The following is a 24,855-nucleotide window of genomic DNA, read 5'->3' as shown; positions in this document are numbered from 1 at the left end:
CTTGAGTTCTTTTCAATTATTTCACAAGACACGGCCTCTCGGCGGAATTTACATCACCCTTATCGCCAACCGTATGCAAGTCCTTTTTTTCATCTTGGTTCTGCCGATGTATCTCGTTCATCCTTACATGATGTTCGTTATGCTCGCTGTCGGATTGCTGTCACAGTTCAACTTGTACGTGTTGTCCAAATGGCTGTCTTCTCCAGCGGCCGCAAAAGGCTATGAAGGCTTCGCCGCTCTCTTCGGCGAACGCAAGCTGCGCTTTTTTATCCTGATCGGCTTAATTCAGCTCGCGTTAAAGATCGCGATCATGATCACAAGCTACGCCGAAGCGGTGAGACACTTCATCTTTCCCGCCATCAATATCAACTGGCTTGTGATCTTGATTCTGGTGATCAGCGGATATGCGGCCTCCCGCGGCATGGAAAATACGATGCGCTTTGTCATCATTGCCTTTATGTCATCATTTTGGATCGTGTTCATTTTTATCAGGTTTTACATCCCCCCGATCGCTTCCTTGACCGACTTATATCCGTTGATTCCTTTTGAGTGGACTGAACATTCTTGGAAGGCGCTACTCGTCATGTGGTCTTCTTTTTCCAGTCCCGAGTATTTGATTTGTCTGGCTCCGTGGTTCAGCAAGGAAGCAAATATGCTGAAATGTTTATCGGTCGGTAATGCGATTTCACTCTTCGAATACTTGTTTTTGTTTATCGGTGCACTGTTTTTCTACGGCTCCTCTTATTTGCGGGAAACCATTTTTCCGGTGATGAACATGCTCCGCTATTTGCAGTCACCGATTTTGGAGCGGATCGATACGTTTCTTCTGTCTGCCCATATGTTTCATTTTGCGTTTGTGATCGCAATTTTTTTGCTCTGCTTTTACGGAGGCCTCCGCATTTTGTTTAAAAGGATGGCCAAGCCTGTGACGCGAAGAGGATTTCTGTTCAGCTTTCTTTTGCTCATGGGTTTTTCGCTCGTGTTAAGCACCTGGATTTGGCAATCCGGAAAGCAGCAAGATATGTGGTTTTTGATCGAAGTATCCATCGGAGCCGTCACTTACGCATTGATTCCGGCTATTCTTGTCATCGCCGGAAAACGAAAGGGGCGCATGCAATGATCAGCGGAAAACGCCTCATATTAAACTGCTGTATCGCGCTTGGGGTTTTCATGACGATTGAGGGCTGCTCTCCATTTGTTGAAAACAATGAGATTGAAGAAATCTCACCGGTTACCTTTTGGTACATCAAAGAAGGAAAAAAAGGAAAGATCTCAATGAGCACCACCGTCCCTCCGGTGGGCCTTGAAAAAAAGCGGCTATTCAGCACCGAAGTCGATATGATCAAACAAGTCGGCAAGCGGTTTAATTTAAATTATTTCAACGAGCTGAAAAACGGGCAGCTGAGAATGGTGATGATCGAAGAAAATCTCGCCGACAAAGGCATACTTCCGATTATCAACACGCTTCTGTCAGACCCGAAAATCGGCCCCCGCCTTTATCTCATCGTCGTCAACGGCGATTTTGACAAATATATACTGAGCGAATTGAAGCAAAGCGAGAATTTTGACTTTTATCTTTATCAGACGTTAAGGCATTTTGAAAGAGCCAACCAGGGTGAAATGAGCATCGTCAACCTGCATCAATTCAAAAACCAGCTGTACACCCACTATTCAGATCCTTACGTACCTGTTTTCAGAACCGATGGTAACCAGTTCACATATGAAGGAACAGGACTTTTTCGAAACGACAAATTCGTGAAGACACTGACCGGCATAGACGATCAAATTTTTCAGCTGATCAACAATAACAGGTATCTAAAGTTCCTCACGATTCCCAGCTTGTCAATCGTAATCGGCCAAGCCCGCTCAACCGTCACATTTGACTTAAATCAAAACAATACAGCTTTATCAATGAAAGTCACCATAAATGCGGGCATTGAAGAATACACGGGCGACAAAAACTTGCAGGATCAAAGCGAGTTCAGCGCACTCGTCCATGATGTGGAATCCGAATTGGAAAAGAAAACAGCGGACATGATAAAGGACATGCAAAACATTCGGGTTGATCCGCTTGAAGTCGGCGGTGAAGCGCTGTTTCCGTTTACAAAACCGATAAGCGACAAAGCGTGGCTGAATCGTTGGGAGAAGATGGATGTCGAGGTGGACTATCAGGTGAACCTGAGACCGAATGTGAATGTGCAATAAGGGACACGCGGTTGATTGAAAACGCTAAAGAGAAAGGCGGCAGCGGGCGGAGAAACGCTTCCTTCCGCCCTTTCTGTTGATCCTATTGACCGCAGGATGATCTCCGGCGTATTTGGTCTTTCTTCACAGCCCGTTTATGAGCGCCCCGTTTTATACCGTAAGCCGTTTCGTCTGATACTGAATCTTGACGGGCTTGCCTGTTGACCAGGATTCTGTGGCTGCAAGCGCGATTTCCAGATTGACTGCCGCATCCACTTCAGTCACAATCGGTTTCGTTTTGTTGCGAACACACTCGGCAAAGTGCTGCATCTCCAAGCAGTACGCTTCATGGAACCTCGCCTGGAAATCCGGAATGATATTATAGCTGCTCCCTTGCCCGGTCCGCACGGTAACCGCCGGGTTCCGCAGCGTGCCGATGAAGATGCTGCCGTCCGTCCCGATAATTTCGGCGCGTATATCGTGACCGTAAGACGAATTGCGGCTTGCTTCCGCATCACCCGCCGCCCCCGAATCAAACTCCATATAGGTGAGCGCTTGATCGACATCATGGCATCCCGGCATGAACGCGTGCTTCAAAACCTTTCCGTGGCCGGAAACCGCCGTAATTTCAGCCCCCATTAAATAACGCGCGATATCATAATCATGAATCGAACAATCGACGAAAATACCGCCGCTTTTTTTAATGAATTCGGCCGGAGGAGAACCAAAATCGCGCGTGAACCCTTTATAATAGATCGGTTTGCCGATCTCCCCGGCATCGATCCTTCTTTTGGCATCCGCATATGCAGGATCAAACCGTCTCATAAACCCCACCTGGCAAATCACGCCCGTTTCTTTGACTTTAGAAATGACTTCCATCGATTCTTCAAGATTTAATGTCAGCGGCTTCTCGACGAAAATCTGTTTGCCGCATTCGGCCGCCTGTTTGATCACTTCGGCATGGGTAGATGTCGGCGTCACGATGACGACGGCATCAATTTCTGGATCGCGGAGACATTCAAACGGATCTTCAAACCACTTTTCAACACCCAGTTCAGCGGCAACCTCCCTCGCCCTCCCCTCTGCCGGATCGGCTACAGCGGCGAGTACGACTCCGGGCACCTCGGTTTTGAGGTTTCTCGCATGGTAATAGCCGAGCCTTCCGAGCCCCAATACGGCGCATCTCACTCGTTCTGTCATTTCCTTCTCCCCCTTTGCATCTCGCGAAAGCGCTTTATTAATTAGAGAAAGCGCTTTCCCATTTCAATTCTGATTTTACCCTGTATTTATTTTATCCGCGATATTTTTTAGGATTTCATCAGGTCAAGCGCTTGCTCTTTATAAACGAAAAAAGAGCGTTTTTCTTTTAAAACCCGCTCTTTTCGGCATATGCTTCTTTTTTAAATGGAGAGGCCGTTGACTGTCTGACGACAAGTTCAGGCATGAGAATGATTTTGCTTTTCGAGCTTTTCTTGCCGCTGATTTCTTCGGCCAGCAGCTCGGCCGCACGACGGCCCATTTCTTCAATCGGCTGCGACACTGTCGTAAGCGGCGGATCGGTCATTTCAGCTAAAAACGTATTATCAAAGCCGATGACCGATAAATCCTTAGGAACTTGGAGCCCCCATTCCCTTGCAGTCTGAATGACTCCGCACGCGAGCACATCATTCATGGCGAAAACGGCGGTCGGAATGTTGCTTTCGAAAATCTGAGCAGCTGCTTTTTTGCCGCATTCCAGGGAAAAACCGGTTCCGGCGATGAGCGATTCATCCACTTTGATACCGGCTTCATCCATCGCTTTTTGGAAGCCTTTCAGCCTGTCTTTTTCTCCGGTTGTCGATCCGTCGCCAGCGATGCAGGCGATTGTCTTATGGCCGAGCGAAATTAAATGCCGCGTCGCTAAGTATCCGCCCATAAAATCGTCAATGACCACGACATCCAGCGGAACAAGGGCGCGGTCCTGAGAAATCATCACGAGCGGTATGCCCTCTTTTGCAATATCTTCGAGCGCATCCATGCTCTCCTGATTTTCGATGCCGGTCGCAAAAATGATGCCGTCGACGCTTTTTTGCTTGAGCACCGAGAAATACGTTGTCTCCTTTTTCGGATCGCGGTCGGTACTGCATATCATCATGCTGAAGCCAAGCTCGCCCGCCCGCTCTTCAACGCTTTTGGCAAGCTCTCCGAAAAAAGGGTTTGCAATATCGGGCGTCAACAGGCCGATAATGTTCGTGCGCTTTCCGGTAAGCGCAGAAGCGTGAACATTCGGCAGATAATCGAGTTCTTTCATGACGGCATGCACTCTTTGCCTTGTCGACCTGCTGATTCTCCCTGTATTGTTGATCACCCGGGAAACCGTGGAAATCGAAACGCCTGCCGCTTCCGCTACATCATAAATGGTTTTTTTCATTTTGGTCCCCTCTAGTCCGCTGATAAAAGATATCTAATATTACATTATAGAACGTGTCAGCTACCGCCGCAAATCAGCTCCCACTCCTCCCGCAACATTCCGTATCTGATTGAATCATAATAAACTCCGTCATAATATCTGACTTTTCGAATCCGGCCTTCCATCTTAAACCCGGCTTTTTCGGCGCACCTCATCATCCGCCTGTTGCCGGACCACGTCGTCATGCCGATTCTCGGCACATCGACGTTTTCAAATAGGAAGCCGAGCCATAATTTGACGGCTTCCGTGCCGTAACCCCCGTTCCAGAACCGCGAATCATAGATGCCGATCCCGCATTCCAGCCAGCGTGTCGGCCGGCACTCCCAATAGTAAGAAACGGTTCCTTTCAGCTCTCCTTCGATCTCAATCGCCAAATAGCGCGGCGGTTTTTCTTTTAAAGCCGGCACAAAAGAGTCGAGAAAATATTGAAACGGTTCGGGCTGAAGCGGAAAATAAGGGGCATCCCATTTTTTCCATTCAGGGTTTCGGGTTCCGTAAATCATTCTCCATAATCCGGGCAGGTCATCCATTGTGATCGTGCGCAGCTTTACTTTTTCACCATTGATGGATGCCAAACTTTTCTCCTCCTATGCTTTGAAAATATCACTCAATATTTCTCTTCATCATCTTTCTGTACTCAACAGGCGAAATCCCTTCTATTTGTTTAAACAGTTTTGAGAAATACGTCGGATCATCGATTCCGACTTGTTCGGCAATCGATGACATTTTGTCGTTTGTAGCAGAAAGGAGCCGCTTCGCTTCAAAAACCTTCGCCTTGTTGGCGTATTGGCCCGGTGTGATGCCGAACACCTTTTGCATGCAGCGGGTAATGTAGTCCTGGTGATAGTGAAGGGCAGCCGCAAGCTGCTCCATGCTGAGCTTCTCCTTATAATGGCGGTCGATGTAATGCTGCGCTTCGGATGCCACACGCTCACTCGCCGAAGGAATGTGGAACGCCTCCTTCTGCAGGTGAATCAGCAGCTCTTCGAACAAGAGCTGCTTCCGAAGAGGCAGGTCGGAATTTTGGGCCGAATCGTCAATCAAACGCCTAAACTGCTGTTCAATAAACGCTTTTTGGTCGATCTTTCCCTTTCTCGGAATCTTTAAATGATACAATGTCGGCGTTTCAAACGTCCCCTTCTTCAGCTTGAGCTCGGTCCAGTTCTCACCTCCCTGCTGTGCGAAGCCATAAGACGGCTCCTGAAAGTGCAGCCAAAAATAGCGGGTATCGTCTTGACAGCCTTGGTGTCCATAATGCTCAAGCCCCGGAACAAGGATGATGTATTCCCCTTCCCGGATCTGATGGGGGTCGCCGTCTTCAGTCAAAAATAGTTCCCCCTGTATTACATATAAGAGGTCAAACACGGAATATTCACGCCTCACATGCTTTTCCCCTTTTTTGAACAGTCCTTCTCCGCCGGTAATCAACACAGGGAGCGGCGGAATTGTAAAGATGATATGTTCCATGTTCTCTCCCCTTTTCATCAAGTCGGATTTCTCCAAGAAGTATCGGTTTCGTCTCTTCTTATTATAAGAAAATGGCGTTACACTATAAAACGGATTTTTTAAAAGAAAGGGGTCAAACGCCATGAAAAAAACAGCACCTCAAAACCTCTCTTTATTCGCATTGACCTGGCCTATCTTTATCGAGGTTTCATTATATATGTTAATGGGCAACGCAGATACCCTGATGCTCAGCCAATATTCCGACGACAGCGTAGCAGCCGTCGGCGTCAGCAACCAAATGCTGAACTTGATCATTGTGATGTTCGGTTTTATTGCAACAGGAACAACCGTCATTATTTCTCAATTTTTAGGAGCACGGCAAAAAGCCGAAGCGATGGAAGTCGGCTACGTTTCCATCAGCGCCAATTTTATCATCAGTCTATTCATCAGTGCGGCGATTTATCTATTTGCCAAACCGCTTTTGTTGATGATGGGCCTGTCCGCCAACCTGCTTGCCGAGGCCGGCATCTTTCTCCAGATCGTCGGCGGACTGTCCTTTATCCAAGCGCTCATTATGACGTTCAGCGCCATTTTGAAAAGCTACGGGCATACAAAGGACACAATGGTCGTAACCATCGGCATGAATATCCTGAACATCGCCGGCAACTATCTTGTCATATTCGGACCGTTCGGCTTTCCGGTTTTAGGCGTGGCCGGTGTAGCAATGTCCACTTCAATCGCGCGCATCATCGGCCTTTTGGCGATCGCTCTGCTCGTCAAAAAGCGCGTCGGCATGCCGCTGTTGTCCAAACGGCTGTTTGTCTTAAAGAAAAGTCATTTGAAAAAACTGCTGAAAATCGGGATTCCTTCAGCAGGGGAGCAGCTTTCGTATAACGCGTCACAGATGATTGTCACCTATTTTATCACGCTGATGGGCGCGCAGGCGCTGACGACAAAGGTCTATACCCAAAATTTGATGATGTTCATCATGCTTTTCGGCACAGCGATCAGCCAGGGAACGCAAATCTTAATCGGACGCCATATCGGCGCGAAACAATTTGATGAAGCATACAGCCGCTGTCTGAAGAGCCTCTGGTGGGCTCTGGCCATTACAACATGTACTTCCGTTCTCTTCGCTGTGTTTTCCAAACAGCTGATCGGCATTTTCAGCAGCAATCCCGATATTATCGCAACGGCCAGTATACTGATCCTTTTGACGATTATCCTGGAGCCGGGCCGCTCGTTTAACGTGGTTATCATTAATTCTCTCAGAGCTGCTGGAGACGCGAAATATCCGGTTTATATGGCAATTGTCTCAATGTGGGGAATCGGTCTTCCGATCGCTTATATTTTCGGCATTCAGCTCGGATTCGGCCTGGCGGGAATATGGTTTTCCTTCATCGCCGACGAGTGGGTCAGGGGAATTTTGATGTACAGAAGATGGAGATCTAAAATGTGGCTACAAAAAGGCTTTGCGGCATAACCTGCTTTCAGTTGAAAGCAGGTTTTTTCATGTTATGAAACATTACAACAATTTCATTCTATGAGCACAGACCTTTCGAAGAATAGGTCTAATAGATTAATTTTTTTGAAAATTCGTATTGATTTTCAATTTAATATTACGTATGATAATAAACATAACAACACACGTAATAAAACCTTACACCAAAAGGAGGATTTACATTGTGAAAAAAATCGAAACGATTATACGCCCTGAACAGTTTCCCCGCCTCCGCAAAAAGCTTGAAGAGGTTGGCATAAACGGATTAACAGTCTCAGAGGTTGCCGGCTGCGGGCAGCAGCGCGGGAAACAGGCTTTGTTTCGCGGCACCTCCTACGAAATCAAGCTGCTGCCTAAAGTGAAAGTCGAAATGGTGATTGAATCGGAGAGCGTTGATGAAATTATCCAAATCATCGAAAGCACATGTTCGACAAATACAGTAGGCGACGGAAAAATCTTTGTGCTCCCGATTGAAAACGCGATTCGAATCCGGACAGGGGAATCCGGAAAGGAAGCGATTGGGTAAAGCGGCCAATTCCCTCCTGTCTCTTTTAACCGATACTTTAGAAAGGGTGATTCTAATGAAAACCAAAGTATCTTTTGTCCTGTTCCTCAGTTTTTTCCTCGCAGCATCAGCTCTGGCCGCCGAACCGACGGCGCAATCGGTCAATGATTCGGTCAACATGACATGGGTGGCCATCGGCACTCTGCTCGTCTTTTTTATGCACGCCGGGTTCGCGATGGTTGAATCCGGCTTCACGAGAGCTAAAAACACGTTAAATATTTTAATGAAAAACTTTCTGACGGTCTCTATCGGCTCCATCCTTTATTTCTTCGTCGGATACGCGTTGATGTTCGGGGACAGCGCCGGCGGGTTCATCGGCACAAGCGGTTTTGCTTTAGCGGGTGATCAGGATGTCGGATTTTTCGTCTTCCAGGCCGTGTTTGCCGCTACGTGCGCGACCATTATTTCCGGTGCTGTCGCTGAACGAATGAAGCTTGGCAGCTATATGATCTTGACGCTGTTTATGACCGGTCTCATCTACCCGGTTGTCGGCCATTGGACTTGGGGAGAAGGCTGGCTGTATGACCTCGGATTTGTTGATTTTGCCGGATCTGCGATCGTTCACATGACAGGTGCTGCAGGCGCGGTTGCGGCTGTCATGTTTCTCGGGCCGCGGATTGGAAAATATGCAAATGGAAAGGTCAATGCCATTCCAGGACACAGCATTCCGCTGGGCGCACTCGGTGTCTTTATCCTGTGGTTCGGCTGGTTTGGGTTCAACGGCGGAAGCACGCTTGCGGCCGATCCCGCCGCCGTCCCGCACGTCATCACCACAACCCTTTTAGCCGCGTCGGGCGGAGTCGTCAGCTCAGCGCTGTTCACTTATTTCCGCTACGGCAGGATCGACCCTTCCCTGACGCTGAACGGCGCGCTTGGCGGCCTTGTCGGAATTACCGCGGGTGCGGACGGCGTTTCATTTACAGGCGCGATTTTGATCGGGGTCATCGCCGGTGTCATTTTAGTTGTCGGCGTTCAGTTTATCGACCAGGCGCTGAAGCTTGATGATCCCGTCGGCGCCATTGCCGTTCACGGTGTTTGCGGTGTTTGGGGGACGCTTGCAGTCGGGCTTTTCAATACATCGAGCGGTCTCTTTTACGGAGGAGGAGCCGCACAGCTCGGCATTCAAGCCGTCGGCATTTTGGCGATCGCAGCCTGGACCCTCGCTGCCACATCGGCTGTCACTGCGGTAATGAAAGCTATCACTCCGATCAGGGTATCAAAAGAAGAGGAAATATCCGGACTCGATTATGCCGAACACGGTTCTTCGGCGTACGAGTATAAAGAAAGCTACATCGATCAGGGCGATGTTGACGTCAGCTCCGCTTTCGGAACGGATCTTGTCTCACGGCTCAACAATTTAAAGCCGGGACCGTCTTCCAAAACAGAACAGGTTTGACTCTCATCCATCCGGCTCTCCGGCCGGTCTGCCGATCATTGAAATCAGCGGCGGTGTTCGAAAAAACGCCGCCGTTTCTTTTTGTCTTCAGCGTGTCGACAAACCCTCGCATCCGTTGTCAGACCTGCAAGGGTTTCGGGTCACGCAGAAGGAATGACAAAATCGCAAAACAAAAAGCCGTTTTGCGATTTTGCCAACAATCTGAAACACCCGGCTTATGCCGGGTGTTTTATGTTATTCCTCGATATCAATTCGATAATTCTCAAACCAAGTATGGATTTGGGCAAGGTGCGCGATCAACTGCGGCCCCTTCATCAATTGTCCGTACCAGGGAACTTGAAATGATGCGCCCTCCGTCTCAATCAGCCGCTCCAGTTTTTTCTTGTCTAAGAAAACATAAAGCGCCGAGTCTTTTTGCTCCAGCAATGACTCCAGCCAACGAATGACGGCTTTCGTATAGGCCGGGTGGTGCGTTTTCGGATATGGACTTTTTTTGCGATACAGCACTTCATCAGGCAGAATGCCTTCAAGTGCCTTGCGGAAGATGCCTTTTTCACGGCTGCCATGCATTTTGACATCCCACGGAATATTCCAGACATACTCGACAAGCCTGTGATCCGCAAACGGAACCCTGACTTCGAGGCTCGCCCCCATGCTCATTCTGTCTTTTCGATCTAAGAGCGTTGTCATAAACCAGAGCATATTTAAGTAAAACAGCTCTCTCCTTCGTTTCTCCGCACCCGTTTCTCCTTCAAGCAGCGGTGTTTCTTTAACCGTTTCCTCGTATTTCGCCTTCACATATTCGCCGAGGTTCAGTTTTTTCTGCCAGCCGTCCCGCAGAAGTCCGATCCGTTCTTCCATTGATCTCATCCATGGGAAACCTTTCACATCTTCTGCCGAATGGAACCAAGGGTAGCCGCCGAAAATTTCGTCCGCGCATTCCCCGGAAAGGCTTACGACAAAATCCTTTTTAATCTCACGGCAAAACCACAGCAGGGAAGAATCGACATCAGCCATCCCCGGCAAATCCCGGACCAGTACGGCTTCTTCCAAATAAGCGGCCAGCTCCTCCTGGGAAATCACGCAGTTGTGGTGAACCGTTGCGAATGCATCGGACATTTTTTTAATCCACGGGCCGTCGGCGTTAGGCTGAAATGAACTTGACGTAAAATATTGCTCATTGTCTTCATAATCGATCGAAAACGTATGAAGCGGCCCCTTCCCTTCTTTCTCGAAATGCTTGGCGGCCGTTGCGGTAATGGCGCTCGAATCGACCCCTCCTGATAAAAACGTGCATACCGGCACATCAGACACAAGCTGCCTTGTGACGGCGTCCTGAAACAGCGACCGCACATTTTCCACCGTTTCGTCAAAGCTGTCCGTATGCTTCTCGCTTTTCACATTCCAGTAGCGCCAAACCGTTAAACCGTCTTTTGAGAAAATCATCGCATGCCCCGGGCGGATCTCTTTTATTCCTTTAAAAACCCCGCTCCCTGGCGATCGCGACGGCCCGAGGCCGAAAATTTCGGCCAACCCTGAACGGTCGACCTTTGCTTTCACTTCAGGGTGAGCGAGAATCGCTTTGATTTCAGATCCGAACAAAAATGATGAGCCCTGTTCGGTGTAAAAGAACGGTTTAACGCCGAGCCTGTCGCGTGCCGCAAAAAGAAGATCGCGCTTTTCATCCCATACCGTAAATGCAAAAATTCCGTTCAGCCTGTCGATGCATTCCTCTTTCCATTCCATGTATGAATGAAGCAAAACCTCCGTATCTGAGTGGCTCTTGAATTGATGCCCCCGCTGCCTAAGCTCTTTCCGCAAATCCTCCGTATTATAGAGCTCGCCGTTATAGCAAATCGTATAATCGTATCCTTGGTGTGTGCGGGTCATCGGCTGTCTGCCGCCTTCCAGATCCACAACTGCCAAGCGTTTATGTCCGAATAAAACATGGCGCTTTCCCCAAATGTTCGTATCATCAGGTCCTCTGTTCGAAAGCGTATCAGTCATTTTCTCCATGATGGACTGCTCCCGGACAAGCGGCTTCTTAAAATCGACCCACCCCGTTATTCCACACATTGTCGATCAGCTCCAATTCTAATGTTCTTCCTCTGCTTTAGGCTTCACTTCCTTTGTCACTTTACCTATTTTATGCACCTTAAAATAATAGTTGAATTGTCCAACAGAGTCTTGTATGAGACAAGCCCGTTTTGGAAAAAACGAAATAAGAAAGGAGACCGCCTATGGACACCGAACGCCAAAAACGAATTTACGCCGAAAAGCGCAAATGGATTTACGGCAAAATCTTAATGGAAGACGGGATCTGCCTGATTGAAAACGAAGAAGGAGATTTATTTTTGGTTGAAAGCCTGAACAGCCCCGGAGTTTTCATCAGCATAGACGGAGAATGGCAAAAAGCCGAACTGTTTGATCAATTCGCCGTCACGGAAAAGCCGGAGACCGTGAAGCTGACCGGCGGAGAATCGATCCGTTATCTGAAAACGGTAAAACAGGCATTCCTCGAATTTTTGAACGATCTGGAAGACGGACAGTTCTATTCTTTTTTGGATCAACTGAATAGCCTCGGCTTTTCCGTCTTTGACTGCGTCTTCGCCTATAACGGCTTGAGCTTTTGGCCCGGGAAAAAGGATGTGAAGGGCGTTTCGTTTTATCAGTTTTCTCATGATATGAAACAATGCGCCCTGCAGCATCATTACGAACGAAAAGAGGAATGGAAGGACAGATTCGAATGGACTGCTTCAGACGGGGAACGGATCGTGATGATTTCAACCTTCAAGCCGCCGACATAAAAAGACATCAGCTCTCATCAAGAACCGATGTCTTTTAATTAAAACACTTTAAAGCCGAGTGGAAGCCGGAGTCCAAGCACAACCGTCAAGAGCAGAACGACAATAAAGCCGATCCAGATCCCGGTGGCCGCTTTTCCGTTTTTCCTGCGAATTAAAAGCATTTCCATGAATCCGATGGTGATGAGGCCGAGCAAGGCCTTCGCTATGTATTCTCCGTTCCATGCCGTGAACTTTAAAAAGAGCTGCGCCCCGGTAATGATCACGATAATATAGAATAAGCGGAGAATCATATGTGTAATTTTTGCGCCTTTGCTGTTTCCAGATGAGTAAAGTCCGTAAGCAACGAACACTAAAATGAGTGCGATCACCCAAGACGTGATATGCATATGCGTCATATTCGTTTTTCCCCCTATCAAATCAGGTATCGTTCTTATCTTATCATGAACCGGTCCATTAAACAAAACAATGTGAACGCTGTCATTTCCGCAGCAAAAAAGACGCTGAAACCATTCATCAGCGCCTTTTTTATTTATTTGTGTTTGTTCTTTTTCATGCTTTTCGTTATCTGTTTCCACCGCTTTTTTTCCTGCTGTGCCGCCCGTTTATCCGTTTTTCTTTCGAGGTATTCGAGCTCTTTTTTTAATTTCAGGTAGCTTTGGAACCGGCCCGCATCCAGTCTGCCGTCAGCCAGCGCATCCTGCACGGAGCAGCCGGGTTCTGTTTGATGCAGGCAGTCTGAAAATCGGCAGTTTTTTGCAAGCTGGTCAATATCGCTGAAGCTCTGTCTGAATCCTTCTTCCGATTCCCAAAGCTCCAAGGCCCGCATCCCCGGCGTATCGATTAAAAGCCCGCCTTCAGGCAGCAAAAACATTTCCCTGTGTGTCGTCGTATGCCGCCCTTTATCGTCATCTTCACGGACGGACTGGACCGCCTGCCTGTCTTCCTTTAGAAAAAAGTTGATGATCGTTGATTTGCCGACGCCTGACGACCCTAAAAGGGCGACGGTTTCTCCTTGTTTCACATACGCTTTCAACTCATCCATCCCATTGCCTTCATGAGCGCTGATGACATGAATCGGCACCCCGAATGCCACGGATTCCGCCTCGCGCACCTTTTCTTCAATCCGATCAGCGATGTCGGCTTTACTCAAGACGATGACCGGATTGGCTCCGCTTTCCCACGCCAGCAGCAAATAGCGTTCGATTCTTCTCACATTAAAATCCTGACCGAGCGCATTGACGAGAAAGATCGTGTTGACGTTTGCTGCGGTGATCTGTTCCTCCGCAGGCTCCCCCGCCGCTTTGCGCGAAAATTTGCTGAATCGGGGAACGATCTCCGTGATCATTCCCTTCTTTTCGCCGCCGCGGGGACGCATATACACCCAATCGCCGACAGCGGGGTAGTCTCCGCGGCTTTCCGCTTCAAACCGCAGCCTGCCTGAGATTTCCGCCAGCCATTCTCCATCTTCCGTCCATACCCGGTACAACCTTTTATGCTCAAGGGCGATCCTTCCTAATATCAGACCTTCCTCGTCCTTTAAAGCTTCCATGATATATTTGATGCCTAATGCAGATAAATTCAATGCGGTTTCCTCCTAAAGATCTGATGATTTTTCAAACAAAAAAAGAGCCGCAAATACACGGCTCTCTCAACATATAAACACTCCATGAGCCGCTTCGACAGCCCACGGAAATATCACCAGATCCATTTGAAGAATACCAGTCGAAATATTACATGGGCTGTGCAATGATCGTTTGTTGGGCAAAAAAGACAATATCCATTCTCATCACACATCCCTCATTTCTAAAAAGTTTGACAGCTTCATTATATGCTAAAGCCAATCTTTTGACAATCCTTTATTTAACTGGATTGGATTTTATTGAATATAAAATCACTGGTAAAAAATACGATTAAACCAACCATTAAAATCAAAAATGAAATATTAAATCCAGAATCTATAAAAAATGAATATGCGGAACTTACCGATAAAGCAATCATATAAAAAACAAATCCTACTTTTGTCGCTTTTTCAGTACTCTTCTTTTCTTCTTCCGTCATTTTTCTAAAGAACAATTTCTTTCCTCCCAAACATCAATCATTATTGATAAACAATCTGCGAGCAGCCATAACACATATCGAAAGCGGGCTGTGTACTTGCCGTTGATTCGAAAAACAACCCCCTGACAATCTCGCGTATTTTCATAAAAGTTTTTTATTTAACTGGATTGGAAAGCGTTCCGATCGGTTCGATCGTAATGTCGACTTGATCACCTTTTCGGAGGAACTTCGGCGGATTGAAGCCTTTGCCGACTCCTGACGGCGTACCGGTTGCGATAATATCCCCCGCTTCAAGCGTCATTCCTTTGGACAGCGTTTCGATCATTTCCGCAATCGGAAAAATCATATCCTTTGTGCTGCCCGACTGGCGAAGTTCGCCGTTCACTCTCGTCTCCACCCTCAAGTCGCCTGCGTCTTCAATCATTGATTTATGTACAAGAAACGGCCCCATCGGGCAAGTCGCATCAAGGCTTTTGCCGATAAAAAACTGCTTGTGCCTCTTTTGCAGGTCGCGCGCCGTCACATCGTTAATAATCGTATAGCCGAACACATAGTCGAGCGCTTCAGCTTTCGGGATGTTCTTTCCCGTTTTGCCGATGACAACCGCGAGCTCGCCTTCATAATCGAGCGCCTCTGTCACGCCTTCGTGGGCATCAATCCCTTCCATGTGGCCGATAACCGAAGTCGGCGCTTTTGTAAACACCATGATATGTTCGGGAATATCTGCTTCACTTCCCATTTCAATCGCATGATCCCGATAATTTTTTCCGATGCAGATCACGTTTTTCCGCGGTTCGGGAATCGGCGCAAGCAAATCAACGTCTGACAGCGGATAAATATACGAACCGCTCTCTTCGCTGTTTTTCTTTTTTGACCATTCCACTAGCTGTTCGACATGGCGGACAAACTTCTCTCCCTCTCTTACGCATTCGATAAGCGTTTCAGGTATCGTTTCAAGCTCAAACAGCTTTTTTTCCGCCTTTTGCAAATCCATTATCTTCTCATCCATGACAAGCCCTACAAATGTACGGCTGTGTAGCTTTGCTGTCGCAAACTTCATAAATATTCCCCCGCAGTATGATTTAAAACTATTCTACATATTCTCTAAAAAAACGAAAATTCCTTTTCGCTTTCTGTAAACAGCTTCTAAAGTCCCTGGCGTTCCTTCCCAGAAAAGAAAATGGCGGCTCACCATGCAGTAAGCCGCTTCTCTTATTTTTTCCGGTAGATGACTTCGGTCAGATTTCCGTCAGACCATTTTGTAATGGTTTCATAGCCGCCTCGTTTGTGATGGTGAGTCTTCTTGCAGCGATGATGATCGGGGCGTTTGCGGCCGCATTTATCCCGCTTTTTGCAATCGTGAGGCTCTTTGCTTTTATCCGGTTTTTTACAGTCGTCGGGTTTCTTGCTTTTGTCGGGTTTTTTGCAGTCATCGGGTTTCTTGCTTTTGTCAGGCTTTTTGCAGTCATCGGGTTTCTTGCTTTTGTCGGGCTTGCTTTTATCCGGTTTTTCATGGTCGTCATGCTTCTTGCTTTTATGATGTTTTTTGCTTCTGTCCGGCTCGATCCCCCACCAAAGATCCCAAATGTTATGCGGACGCCGCTCTTTTCCCGAGCCGGCGGATTCTTCGGGTTCCCGGTCTAAATAATGGTCTCTGCCTTCGCTCTTCAGCTGATCTACCGCCTCTTTAATGTCATGATCATGGACACCACTCATCTTGTAACCTCCTGTTCTTCCTTTTTTATGTCCTGATTTATCATACGCACCGTAAAGACGAGTGTACTGAGGCAAATGACTGTTTTTGTTCAAACTTAGGCGGTCCGCTTCCGGGACTGGCTGTTTTCACATATGATATGTCAGCTGAAAAAGGAGGAAATGATGATGAGTGCCACTGCCTTGCCGGCCTTCAGGCTGCACATTCATCCGAAGCATCTGCTTGAGTTGAAAAAAGACGTCTGGAGTGATGAAGCCGTTCCGGGCATGCTCTTGACCGGTTCAGCAAAGACGCCTGTCGCAGTGTCATACAGAGGGGCCCACACCCGCGAACTGACAAAAAAGTCCTATTTCATTCAATATCCGGACAGAAAAGAAAAGGCTGAAGAGGCTGCGCTTCATTTGAACGCGGAATATCACGACCCGTCTTTCATCAGAAACAGGCTGTCCTTTCATTTTTTTGAACAAATCGGCGTTCTTGCGCCAGCAGCATCGCATGTTTTCCTTTATCTCAATGAAAAAAAAGAAGGCATCTATTTAAAAATCGAATCTGTTGACGATCATTTCTTAAAGAGGAGAAATTTAGAAAGGGGGGCCATTTATTATGCCGTTGATGACGATGCTAATTTTTCTCTGCTGAGCTCCTTCGATAAAAAGGCTAAGCAAAATCTCATGCAGGGATATGAAAGAAAAACGGGGTCAAGCCGCCACGATGATTACCTCCAGGAATTTATCTACTTTATTAATACCGCCAAAGACGACATATTTGAAAAGGAAATCAAACGCTATCTCGATGTCAAACAATATTTGCTGTGGCTCATCGGCGCCGTCTGCACCCAAAATTTCGACGGCTTCGTCCATAACTACGCGCTTTATTTAAACGATCGCACAAAAACGTTTCAAATTATTCCATGGGATTATGACGCGACATGGGGACGGAATATTCACGGAGAAGAAATGGAACACAACCGGATTCCGGCGAAAGGCTATAATACACTGTCTGCGAGACTGCTCGACATCCCGGCTTTTCAGTCCCAATACTTCAATTTAATGAAAAACGTCTTGCACCGCCAATTTACAATCAGCCGGCTTTCGCGGTTTGCGGTAGACTGGCATGAGACAATCGCGCCTTTTCTTGAACATGATCCTTATACAACCGTCACATACAACCGACTCGAAGATGAGCAAAAACAAATGTTCCATTTTATCGAACAGAGGAAGCGGTTTCTGCTTTTCGAGCTTTCCCGATTATAAGCGGACGCAGTCCTTCAAAAAAAATGTCACATTTTTTGTCATATTGGCGAAAAAAATCCCTTTAACACAAAATAAGGTATACTAGCAATATCAAGGAAACATCATTGCTGAATACCTGAAATCACCGACTCAAAATACAAATCGAAAGTTGGAGACTGCCATGATGAACAATAAAATTGAAGCAAAAAGACTGGCCTTATTTGAAGCTGCCGAAAAGTTCGGCATCAACTCCAAAGAGGCCATTCAATGCAGTCAGGAATTGGACAACTTGCTGAACCAACGAATGCAAAAGGATGAAAACTGCGTGATACATGCGGAAGAAAGAAAAGGCCGCCACACGTCATGACCTCCGACTGCAAGCTGCGCCTGATGCCCGGCCTTCCCTCTCCTCCGTTTCATCATCCGTTGATTTCAGGACGCAGCTTTGGCTATTCGGCCATTGTTTTTTGAACATAAATTATCGTGCACACACCATAGGCAAGAATGACTGAAGGCGTAAAGGACTCTTGATACGGGATATAAACAAACCCGTTCAAGAATAACAAAAATCCGCTGTTTAAAAAGAAATACCCCGCGATTTTGGCCAGCTTATCCTGATCCCTTATCTTTTCCCGGCGAAATCCCCTCAATATCCAAGTTTGTTTTTTGATTCCGACTGCATATGCTGCTGAAAAGAACAGCAGGGCTGCAGTGATTGACATCGCATTCCATTGAAAATACATACGTCTCCTCCCCTTATCGCACCGTTTTTCTTATTCATACGTTTTCCCATCTGATGCGTTTCACCCGCATGTGATCAGCACTCACGGAAAAACCTCTTTTTTTATCACAAAAGCGCCCAATCAACATAGGATATGGTGTATAGCCCATAAAAAACGTTTGATTACTTAAAGGGTGTGCCATCATGCCAGCTATTGTCGGAGCTTTTAAAGTAAATGCCGTCGGTACGAGCGGCGTTGTTCATGTAGGAGACTGCATCACGATTTCTCCTTATGCAGAAGTTAAAACATTCGCAGGCGCCGGCAGTTTCAATACCGGAGACGGACTCAGCGTCTACAACCAGAACAGCATCACCAACACATATGACAACGATATGATTGATCAGCCGATAGCAGGCAACCTGTAAGGAGGTGGGGGCATGAATTTTTATATCAACCAATCGATTCAAATCAACTATTTAAGAGTCGAAGGCATCAGCAACTCTTCCGTCTTGCAGATCGGGAGCGCGGGCTCCATTAAAACACTTGCCAACCTTTATAATACAGGGAGCTACACGGAAGCAGCCCCGCCTGTCACCGGCGAAGTTTTCCAAGAAGCTTTCGAAGAGGAGCCGTCGCCGGTCTTCGTTCCTCTCACGGCTCCATCTGTTACAACAGGCTAAACGGGGGTGTGATCACTTATGAAGCAAAACAATCCCTCCTATTCTCAAAACTGGTACAGCTATGTGCAGCAGCAGGCTGCTCTGATTGAAAATCTCGAAAGGCGAATGGCCGTATTACAGGCAGAATTGAACAACCTGAAAGAAAATCCCGGCACAAGGATTGACCGGATTGAATACAAATTTGACCAGCTGAAGATCGAGCGTCTTGAAGGAACGCTCAACATCGGGCTTAATCCGACAGATCCTGACCAGGTGGAGAACTTTGAAATCAGCCAGCAGCCGCCGGGTATCGGAATGCTGCAGCAGGAGCTTGACGGCCAGCTGATGCAGCAAACGAGACAGCTCGTCGATGCCTACTTAAATGAAGAAACTCCTCATTTGCTGGAACAGCTGGAAGACCGGTATGACAGTAAATTGGACGATACAAACCGCCACCACATTATCGAAGACATCAGAAAGCAAATCGACAGCCGCATCCGCTATTACGTCAAACATGTGCAGCCTGACGAAAACATCCAGCCCCGCGAGCATGCAGAACGGCTGGCCGATTATGTAAAACGTGATATCGCCCGGGCAATCGAACACTTTCTCAAATCGATTCCTGACGAAATGAAAGGAAATGAAAACAAATGAATTTTACCGTTGTGAACCGCTGTTTCGATGTAGGCAACATTAACATTACCGCGGTTTCAAGCTCATCTGTTTTTTTAATCGGAGATACAGAGTGCATTTCCCTGTCATCAATTTTTGATACACCGCCTGAATCTCTCATTGTCGGGCCGTTTGTCCCGCTGGCGCCGGAATCAAGATGATCAGAACATCAAAAGTAAAGTTTTTGAAAGTACAATCAATAGGGATCACCAGCGCCCTGCAAATCGGGGATGTCGAAGAGATTGTTCCTAAAGTGAAAATTCTCGCTGTCCAGCGCTACCTTTCACTTTTTTTCGGAAATGAAGGCTCATTTAATCAGGAAGATTTCCCTCTTTTTCAGCAGCCGATACCACAATTATTACCGGAAACCGGCGTCTCATCAGCGTTTTTCCATGAGGTTCCCGTCATTCGAGTCAGAGCTGTAAAAATTGCCGGGGTTTCCTCTTCTTCAGTTTTTCAGGTTGGTTCGACGCGCCGAATCATTGCCGAGGCGAGAATCAAACATATCAGAAAGCTTCCTCCTCCAAGGAACTCACAATAGCAGCCCGCCCGACATATACTGGTTCAGAGACTTCTACAAAGGATGTCGATCAATCATGCCAGCCATTGTCGGACCCATTAAAATCAATGAAATCTCAGGAGGAGTAGTGAATTTCGGCGATTCTTTTTATCTATCTCCAAAAAGCTCTTCAAAGTCTGCACTCGGTTCTGGTGCTGGTAATACTGGAGATTTCCTTATCGTCAACAATGGTATAAACGCGACAAATTATATAGACCCGGATGTAAGCGACCAGAATGTTGTCGGAAATGCATAAAGCAGCCTCTTCCTTTAGGAGAAGGCTGCTTTTTGGTTATCAGGTTAAATCATTTCAAGCGATACGGCTGTACCTTTGCCGCTCGGCTCAGCCGGATGGACGATCAGCTTCTTCGGCAGCCTGGCCCGAAGTTCCTGAACGTGGCTGATCACACCGACCGACAGATTGTCAGACTGAAGCTTCTCCAATGCGGTCACGACCGTATCCAGCAAATCCTGATCAAGCGTGCCAAACCCTTCGTCCAAAAAGAAGAATTGGAGCGGATACTCTCCCCGAAGCTGGATCTGTGCCGAAAGTGCAAGCGCAAGCGCCAGTGAAGTCAGAAAGGTCTCCCCGCCTGACAGACTCGTCACAGGGCGCTTGACCCCGCCGTTGGCATCGTCCCTCATCACAAAGCCGCCTTCGGAGTCGACTTCAATCGCATACCGCTGTCTTGTCAGTTCGCCGAGTCTTGCAGATGCGTCTCTTGTGACGCTTTCAAGCTGCTCTTCTGCCAAGTATTCAACAAAGCTGTTTCCTTTAAAGACGGCTTGGAGTTTATCAAGGCGGTCGATGTATGTCTGCCATTCAACCAATGATGCTTCAAGCTCCTTAAACCTTTTATGGTTCTCACGGATGACGGCGAGAGCTTTGCCGGCCGCTCCTCTTTCCTCCAAGGCTTTGCTGAATGCCTCCTCCGCCTTGTCCTTCGTGACGGCGGCTTTTTCCCAATTCTCCTCAGAAACCGATCTCCCATCAAGCTTTTCCGTAATCCGCTTGATATTGGACTCGCACTGCTTTGTCTGATCCCAATACATTTGAATGTCTTCTTTCAGCCGGGAAAGCTCATCGCGGTCTAAAATGCTCGCTTTCACTTCAGAACCCTTTTCAAAAGGTGTACCTCCGGCTTTTTCCTGCCAGATGTCCTCCGCTTTCGCAAGCCTTGCTTCAGCTTCACGCAAAGCGAGCTCACACCCTTTTGTCTGTCCTCTTAAACGGCTGACCTCGGATTCGGTCTCTTTGAGCTGTCCGTAAAGCGTCTGTTCCTGCTCATGCAGCTTGGCCAATTGCGTTTTCACGTCTTGAAGCTTTTTGTCGATCGCGGCTGTATCGGGATAGCCCATCAGCTCTTTTTGATAATCGTTTATTTCTTTATTAAGGCTTTCGACCGCATAGCGGAGGTCGAGCTTTTCTTTATCAAGCGCAAACAAGCGCTCGGTGAGTTTCTCTTTTTGCTGTTCATTTTTTGTGAGAAAGTCGACGCTCGTTTCGATACGCTTTTCGAATGCCTCTGCGGCCAGATCTTTTTCTTCAATCGTTTTTTGCCATTTTTCAGCCTGTTCATAAGAGAGGCCGTCGAATTGTTCGCCGAAGCTTTTTCGGCGTTCATTTAACTGGTCATTTAATTCGCGGACGCGGTTTTGAAGCCTGTTACGCTCCTTTTCTTCATGGCTGAGGCGCTCGCTGATTTGATCGTGTTTCTTGCAGAGCTCTTTATATGTGTGAAGGAGCTTGGACATCCGGCTTTTTGTCTCGGCGAGATCCTGTCTGATTCCTTTCCATTCAAAGCTGATGTGGTTGTACCGTTCGGGAATGGTGCCTTCTTCCAACGATGCTGCGGTTTCAGGCAGTTCATGTTTGCTTTTCACTAAAAACGGGCATTCGCTCACCAGGTGGTCGGACTGCTGTTCGAGTGCCACTTTGGCTGAGAGAAACTCCTGAGCCAGCGCGCCGGCTTCGGCGATGATGGCTTCCGTTTTCTCCAGTTCGGATTCCGTCTCTTTAAAGGACAGGCTTTCTGTGCCGACGCGGGCGGGCATTTCATGATGTACAGATCCGCAGACCGGACAAGGCTCCCCGTCTTTGAGCTGCTTTGCCAGTTCGATTGCCAGCTGATCACGGTTTGCCTGTTCCCGTTTTACCGCAATCTCTTCTTTTTTTTGAGACGCGAGACGGATGGTCTCAGAGAGCGATCTGTCTGTTTCGCAAACGAGCGCGTACGCTCGTTCGACAGCGGCAAACAATGCCTTGATGCGTTCGGTTTCAGCCTTTACCTTTTGATCCACCGCTTGCTGTTCTTGCTGAAGCTCTTTGATCAGCGTCTCCTGCTGATCAAGCCGTTCCTTTTCTAAAGCAGCATCGTTGTTAAGCTGCTGAATGTGAAAAGCAAGCTGATTGGCATTTCGGCAGTTTTTACGCTCTTCGCTAGATACCTGGACAGATTTCAGCTCCGCTTTCAGCTGATTCTGCTTGGCTGTTCCGCGTTCAAGCAGGCTTTTCACCTTGGCCAGTTCGTCTGCCGCATGCTTGATTTCCTCTTCTTTCAAACGCTGTTCGCTCTGTTTTTTTTCGGCTTCGGCCTGTGCGGCAAGCCGCTTGTTTTCTATTTCCTTTAAAGCGGTGAGCTGTTCTTCTTGCTTGAGAAGCTCCGGTTCCTTTTCATTTTTAAGACGCCTGAACTCCTCGTACTCGCGCTCTGTTTTTTTATGAAGCTCTTCATATTGTTCTAATTGTTCCCGCGCTTGTTTTTCTTCCCGGCGTGCGCGTTCGGCATCTTCCCGCGCTTCCAGAAAGGCGTCTGCATAAGGCTTGAGCGTATTTGCCGTTTCGGCGAGGTTCAGGCGGCTTTCTTTTTCCCGAATCTGTTCCTGTTTCTTTAAAAGCTCCGCCTCTTTTTTTAGATAGCTTTCTTTTTCCTGCTGCAGGTTCCAAATCTCCTGATACTCCGCAAAGCGCTGCGCTTCTGCGTCTCGTTCGCGCCTCTTGCTTTGCAAAAGGCTTTCGGCTTCTTCGAGATGCTGTTCCGCCTGTTTCAGCGCCTCTTCCCCCGCATCGCCCAATCCAGTCTGCTCGGCAAGCATCTCATTTTTTCTGGCCTGTGCTGTTTGCGCCTGTTTCTTCAGTTTTTTGACGAGCCTGTCCCCGTATTGTTCGAGGTTGAACAGGCGCTGAAGCATCTGCCGCCGCTCCGCTCCTTTTAAGGAAAGAAATTCGGCGAACTTCCCTTGCGGCAGGACGACTGCCCTTGTAAAATCGTCAATCGTCAAGCCCAGCAGCTCTTCGATTTTCCGGTTTACTTCATTCGCTTTATCGGCTAGAACGATTTGTTCCTCTTTCATTTCAATGAAGCGGCAGATCGACGTCTTAACCTTAACGGCGTCTGTCCGCTTAAAGACGCGTTCCACTTTATAAGCCGTCTCATGGCCTGTCTGCAGCTTAAACGTAAACGATACGGCAAGCTCATCTTCGGCATGATTCAAAATACCGTGCGTATTATTGGCAGCCCGCTCCACTTTCCCGTACAAAGCGAGAGTCATCGCGTCAAGAATTGACGACTTGCCGCTTCCGGTCGGCCCGAAGATGCCGAATACACCGGCATCGCACAGGCGCTCAAAATCGATCACCTGCTCCTGCCTGAAACTGTGCAGCCCCTTAATAGACAGAGAAATCGGCTTCATGTTTCATCACCCTCTTCCTGTTCCGATCCTGCGGCGAGCTCCAGAAACATTTTGACGGTTTCCTCATCGGGAACCGCTCCGCCGGTTTGTCTTTCATAAAACGCTATAAACCGTTCTTCAATCGGCACGTTTCTGGACCGGATCTTCTCTTCATCCGAGGCGGCTTCCTCAAAAACCGGACGAATATGGATAATGCCTTGATGCGCTTTCCTCAAACGGTGAATTTCTTCAATCGACAGCTGGTCTGTCAGATGGATTTCAAGGTCGATCCACGCGTTTTTGTCCCGCTCTTCCTCCAGCCAGCTGTACACTTGGGACATCCCTTTTTCCGCCTTCCATTTGACGAGCGGTTTTCCACTCGTCAAATAGACCTCTTCCCATGATGCCGTTTGACCGGGTGCGGCTTCGACAATAGTGACCGATTTTGCGTATCCCGCTTCGGAGAAGCTGTAGGCAAGCGGTGATCCTGAATATCTGGCAAGCGTGCGGGCCCGTTTAATCGTCTGCGGGCGATGAAGATGCCCGAGTGCCACATAGGCGGCGCTTTCCGGCAGGCTTTCCGCAGCCACCGTATATGCGCCTCCGACTTCGATCGGCCGCTCAGAATCCGTCTGGCTGCCGCCCGCCACATAGATATGGCTTGCCGCAATCTGCACCGCATCCTTTCTCGCCTTGCCGCACATGCGCTGAAAGGTCTGCTTGATTTTCTCATCATACTGGTCGCGCAGCAGTTTTTCGTCAAATGTTTCCGACAGCACTTCATTCAGTCTGGACTCGGAAGGATAGGCGAGCGCTGCGACTGACAGGATCTCCCCGCTAGAAGCGACTTCTATATCAACTGGCTCAGTCTTCGGGTACCCGATCAAGTGGATGCCATGGTCTGTCGTTAACGGAGAGGCCGCGGAAAGGCGGTCCGGATTATCGTGGTTGCCGGCAATCACGACAACCGGACGGTTTCCTTTGTCAGACAAGGCAGAGAGGCTTTCATAAAAAAGCTGTTCAGCCAGTGCAGGCGGATTCACTGTGTCAAATGCGTCTCCGGCCATGATAACGGCGTCGATCTTTTCATCTTTTACGATCCTTGTGAGCTCTTCAAGAAAGTCCGCCTGTTCCTTCAGGCGGCTTCTCCCTTCAAGCGTTTTTCCCAAATGCCAGTCCGCTGTATGTAAAATTCGCATGTGTGCCTCACCTCTCTTTT

27 protein-coding genes are annotated in these 24,855 nt (G+C 47.9%); 14 read left to right on the top strand and 13 right to left on the bottom strand.

Features of this window, described 5'->3' with window-relative positions; all coding sequences use genetic code 11:
• Position 1 precedes the first annotated feature (1 nt).
• Both MST20_RS01420 and MST20_RS01415 read left to right on the top strand, forming a co-directional pair.
• The gene (locus MST20_RS01420; RefSeq protein WP_243939556.1) at positions 2-1,120 is read left to right on the top strand and encodes a GerAB/ArcD/ProY family transporter; all 1,119 of its coding nucleotides are present in this window, start codon (positions 2-4) and stop codon (positions 1,118-1,120) included.
• Entirely contained in the window at positions 1,117-2,205 is a 1,089-nt protein-coding gene (locus tag MST20_RS01415) for a Ger(x)C family spore germination protein (protein ID WP_243939555.1), read from the top strand. Before MST20_RS01420 ends, MST20_RS01415 begins: the two co-directional genes overlap by 4 nt.
• 150 nt (positions 2,206-2,355) lie before the next feature.
• Here the strand turns inward: MST20_RS01415 and iolX are convergent, their stop codons facing one another.
• From iolX to MST20_RS01395, 4 genes are all read right to left on the bottom strand, one after another.
• A complete protein-coding gene (gene iolX / locus MST20_RS01410) occupies positions 2,356-3,384 on the bottom strand; it encodes a scyllo-inositol 2-dehydrogenase (RefSeq protein WP_243939553.1) in 1,029 nt (342 codons plus the stop codon).
• Between the two features lie 166 nt (positions 3,385-3,550).
• A complete protein-coding gene (locus tag MST20_RS01405; RefSeq protein ID WP_243939551.1) occupies positions 3,551-4,594 on the bottom strand; it encodes a LacI family DNA-binding transcriptional regulator in 1,044 nt (347 codons plus the stop codon).
• 56 nt (positions 4,595-4,650) lie between these two features.
• Positions 4,651-5,208, bottom strand: a complete 558-nt coding sequence (locus tag MST20_RS01400) for a GNAT family N-acetyltransferase (RefSeq protein WP_243939550.1) — start codon at positions 5,206-5,208, stop codon at positions 4,651-4,653.
• A 28-nt stretch (positions 5,209-5,236) separates the two neighbouring features.
• Positions 5,237-6,100, bottom strand: coding sequence for a helix-turn-helix transcriptional regulator (locus tag MST20_RS01395; RefSeq protein WP_243939548.1), 864 nt, complete (start codon positions 6,098-6,100; stop codon positions 5,237-5,239).
• Positions 6,101-6,221: 121 nt separating this feature from the next.
• On the opposite strand from MST20_RS01395, the gene MST20_RS01390 reads away from it, so the two are divergent.
• From MST20_RS01390 to MST20_RS01380, 3 genes are all read left to right on the top strand, one after another.
• Positions 6,222-7,562 carry an MATE family efflux transporter gene (locus tag MST20_RS01390; protein WP_243939547.1) on the top strand — a complete coding sequence of 447 codons (1,341 nt, stop codon included), beginning with the start codon at positions 6,222-6,224 and terminating at the stop codon, positions 7,560-7,562.
• Positions 7,563-7,764: 202 nt separating this feature from the next.
• Entirely contained in the window at positions 7,765-8,106 is a 342-nt protein-coding gene (locus tag MST20_RS01385; protein WP_243939546.1) for a P-II family nitrogen regulator, read from the top strand.
• A 55-nt stretch (positions 8,107-8,161) separates the two neighbouring features.
• Positions 8,162-9,541 carry an ammonium transporter gene (locus MST20_RS01380; protein ID WP_243939545.1) on the top strand — a complete coding sequence of 460 codons (1,380 nt, stop codon included), beginning with the start codon at positions 8,162-8,164 and terminating at the stop codon, positions 9,539-9,541.
• A gap of 234 nt (positions 9,542-9,775) precedes the next feature.
• Here MST20_RS01380 and asnB read toward each other — a convergent pair whose 3' ends face one another.
• A complete protein-coding gene (asnB, locus tag MST20_RS01375) occupies positions 9,776-11,617 on the bottom strand; it encodes an asparagine synthase (glutamine-hydrolyzing) (RefSeq protein ID WP_243939544.1) in 1,842 nt (613 codons plus the stop codon).
• A 164-nt stretch (positions 11,618-11,781) separates the two neighbouring features.
• Here asnB and MST20_RS01370 point away from each other — a divergent pair, with 164 nt between their 5' ends.
• Positions 11,782-12,348: a DUF2777 domain-containing protein gene (locus MST20_RS01370; RefSeq protein ID WP_020450883.1), complete on the top strand. Its 567-nt coding sequence runs from the start codon at positions 11,782-11,784 to the stop codon at positions 12,346-12,348.
• Between the two features lie 38 nt (positions 12,349-12,386).
• Here MST20_RS01370 and MST20_RS01365 read toward each other — a convergent pair whose 3' ends face one another.
• The 5 genes from MST20_RS01365 to MST20_RS01345 all read right to left on the bottom strand — a co-directional run bounded on the left by MST20_RS01365 (position 12,387) and on the right by MST20_RS01345 (position 16,122).
• Complete coding sequence (locus MST20_RS01365; protein WP_011197750.1) at positions 12,387-12,743, bottom strand: YisL family protein; 357 nt, start codon at positions 12,741-12,743, stop codon at positions 12,387-12,389.
• Between the two features lie 134 nt (positions 12,744-12,877).
• A complete protein-coding gene (rsgA, locus tag MST20_RS01360; protein WP_243939543.1) occupies positions 12,878-13,930 on the bottom strand; it encodes a ribosome small subunit-dependent GTPase A in 1,053 nt (350 codons plus the stop codon).
• Positions 13,931-14,208: 278 nt separating this feature from the next.
• Entirely contained in the window at positions 14,209-14,421 is a 213-nt protein-coding gene (locus MST20_RS01355) for a hypothetical protein (protein ID WP_243939542.1), read from the bottom strand.
• A 139-nt stretch (positions 14,422-14,560) separates the two neighbouring features.
• Entirely contained in the window at positions 14,561-15,466 is a 906-nt protein-coding gene (locus tag MST20_RS01350; RefSeq protein ID WP_243939540.1) for a fumarylacetoacetate hydrolase family protein, read from the bottom strand.
• A gap of 152 nt (positions 15,467-15,618) precedes the next feature.
• A complete protein-coding gene (locus MST20_RS01345; protein ID WP_243939539.1) occupies positions 15,619-16,122 on the bottom strand; it encodes a CotG/ExsB N-terminal domain-containing protein in 504 nt (167 codons plus the stop codon).
• A 165-nt stretch (positions 16,123-16,287) separates the two neighbouring features.
• Here MST20_RS01345 and MST20_RS01340 point away from each other — a divergent pair, with 165 nt between their 5' ends.
• Entirely contained in the window at positions 16,288-17,373 is a 1,086-nt protein-coding gene (locus tag MST20_RS01340; protein WP_243939538.1) for a CotH kinase family protein, read from the top strand.
• 163 nt (positions 17,374-17,536) lie between these two features.
• A complete protein-coding gene (locus MST20_RS01335) occupies positions 17,537-17,719 on the top strand; it encodes an aspartyl-phosphate phosphatase Spo0E family protein (RefSeq protein WP_020450876.1) in 183 nt (60 codons plus the stop codon).
• Positions 17,720-17,801: 82 nt separating this feature from the next.
• Here the strand turns inward: MST20_RS01335 and MST20_RS01330 are convergent, their stop codons facing one another.
• Positions 17,802-18,095: a DUF3784 domain-containing protein gene (locus MST20_RS01330; protein WP_165426613.1), complete on the bottom strand. Its 294-nt coding sequence runs from the start codon at positions 18,093-18,095 to the stop codon at positions 17,802-17,804.
• A 182-nt stretch (positions 18,096-18,277) separates the two neighbouring features.
• On the opposite strand from MST20_RS01330, the gene MST20_RS01325 reads away from it, so the two are divergent.
• The 6 genes from MST20_RS01325 to MST20_RS01300 are packed head-to-tail and all read left to right on the top strand — an operon-like array spanning position 18,278 to position 20,220.
• Complete coding sequence (locus tag MST20_RS01325) at positions 18,278-18,499, top strand: spore germination protein (RefSeq protein WP_020450874.1); 222 nt, start codon at positions 18,278-18,280, stop codon at positions 18,497-18,499.
• Positions 18,500-18,511: 12 nt separating this feature from the next.
• Positions 18,512-18,754, top strand: coding sequence for a spore germination protein GerPB (locus MST20_RS01320; RefSeq protein ID WP_243939537.1), 243 nt, complete (start codon positions 18,512-18,514; stop codon positions 18,752-18,754).
• A gap of 18 nt (positions 18,755-18,772) precedes the next feature.
• Positions 18,773-19,387 (top strand): spore germination protein GerPC, encoded by a 615-nt coding sequence (gene gerPC, locus MST20_RS01315; protein ID WP_243939536.1) that lies wholly within the window; start codon positions 18,773-18,775, stop codon positions 19,385-19,387.
• Complete coding sequence (locus tag MST20_RS01310) at positions 19,384-19,566, top strand: hypothetical protein (RefSeq protein WP_003180439.1); 183 nt, start codon at positions 19,384-19,386, stop codon at positions 19,564-19,566. The genes gerPC and MST20_RS01310 overlap by 4 nt, the downstream gene beginning before the upstream one ends.
• Entirely contained in the window at positions 19,563-19,946 is a 384-nt protein-coding gene (locus tag MST20_RS01305; protein ID WP_243939534.1) for a spore germination protein GerPE, read from the top strand. Before MST20_RS01310 ends, MST20_RS01305 begins: the two co-directional genes overlap by 4 nt.
• Positions 19,947-20,001: 55 nt before the next feature.
• Positions 20,002-20,220, top strand: a complete 219-nt coding sequence (locus MST20_RS01300) for a spore germination protein (RefSeq protein WP_016885923.1) — start codon at positions 20,002-20,004, stop codon at positions 20,218-20,220.
• A gap of 44 nt (positions 20,221-20,264) precedes the next feature.
• On the opposite strand, the gene sbcC is transcribed toward MST20_RS01300, so the two are convergent.
• Both sbcC and sbcD read right to left on the bottom strand, forming a co-directional pair.
• Positions 20,265-23,657 carry an exonuclease subunit SbcC gene (gene sbcC / locus MST20_RS01295; RefSeq protein WP_243939533.1) on the bottom strand — a complete coding sequence of 1,131 codons (3,393 nt, stop codon included), beginning with the start codon at positions 23,655-23,657 and terminating at the stop codon, positions 20,265-20,267.
• Entirely contained in the window at positions 23,654-24,835 is a 1,182-nt protein-coding gene (sbcD, locus tag MST20_RS01290; protein WP_243939532.1) for an exonuclease subunit SbcD, read from the bottom strand. Before sbcD ends, sbcC begins: the two co-directional genes overlap by 4 nt.
• Positions 24,836-24,855: the final 20 nt, after the last annotated feature.

The sequence above is a fragment of the Bacillus sp. B19-2 genome, from assembly GCF_022832475.1.
GTDB classification, from domain to species: Bacteria; Bacillota; Bacilli; order Bacillales; family Bacillaceae; genus Bacillus; species Bacillus paralicheniformis.
The sequence above is the reverse complement of the archived record's forward strand: the minus strand, read 5'-3'. Positions and strand labels throughout refer to the sequence as shown.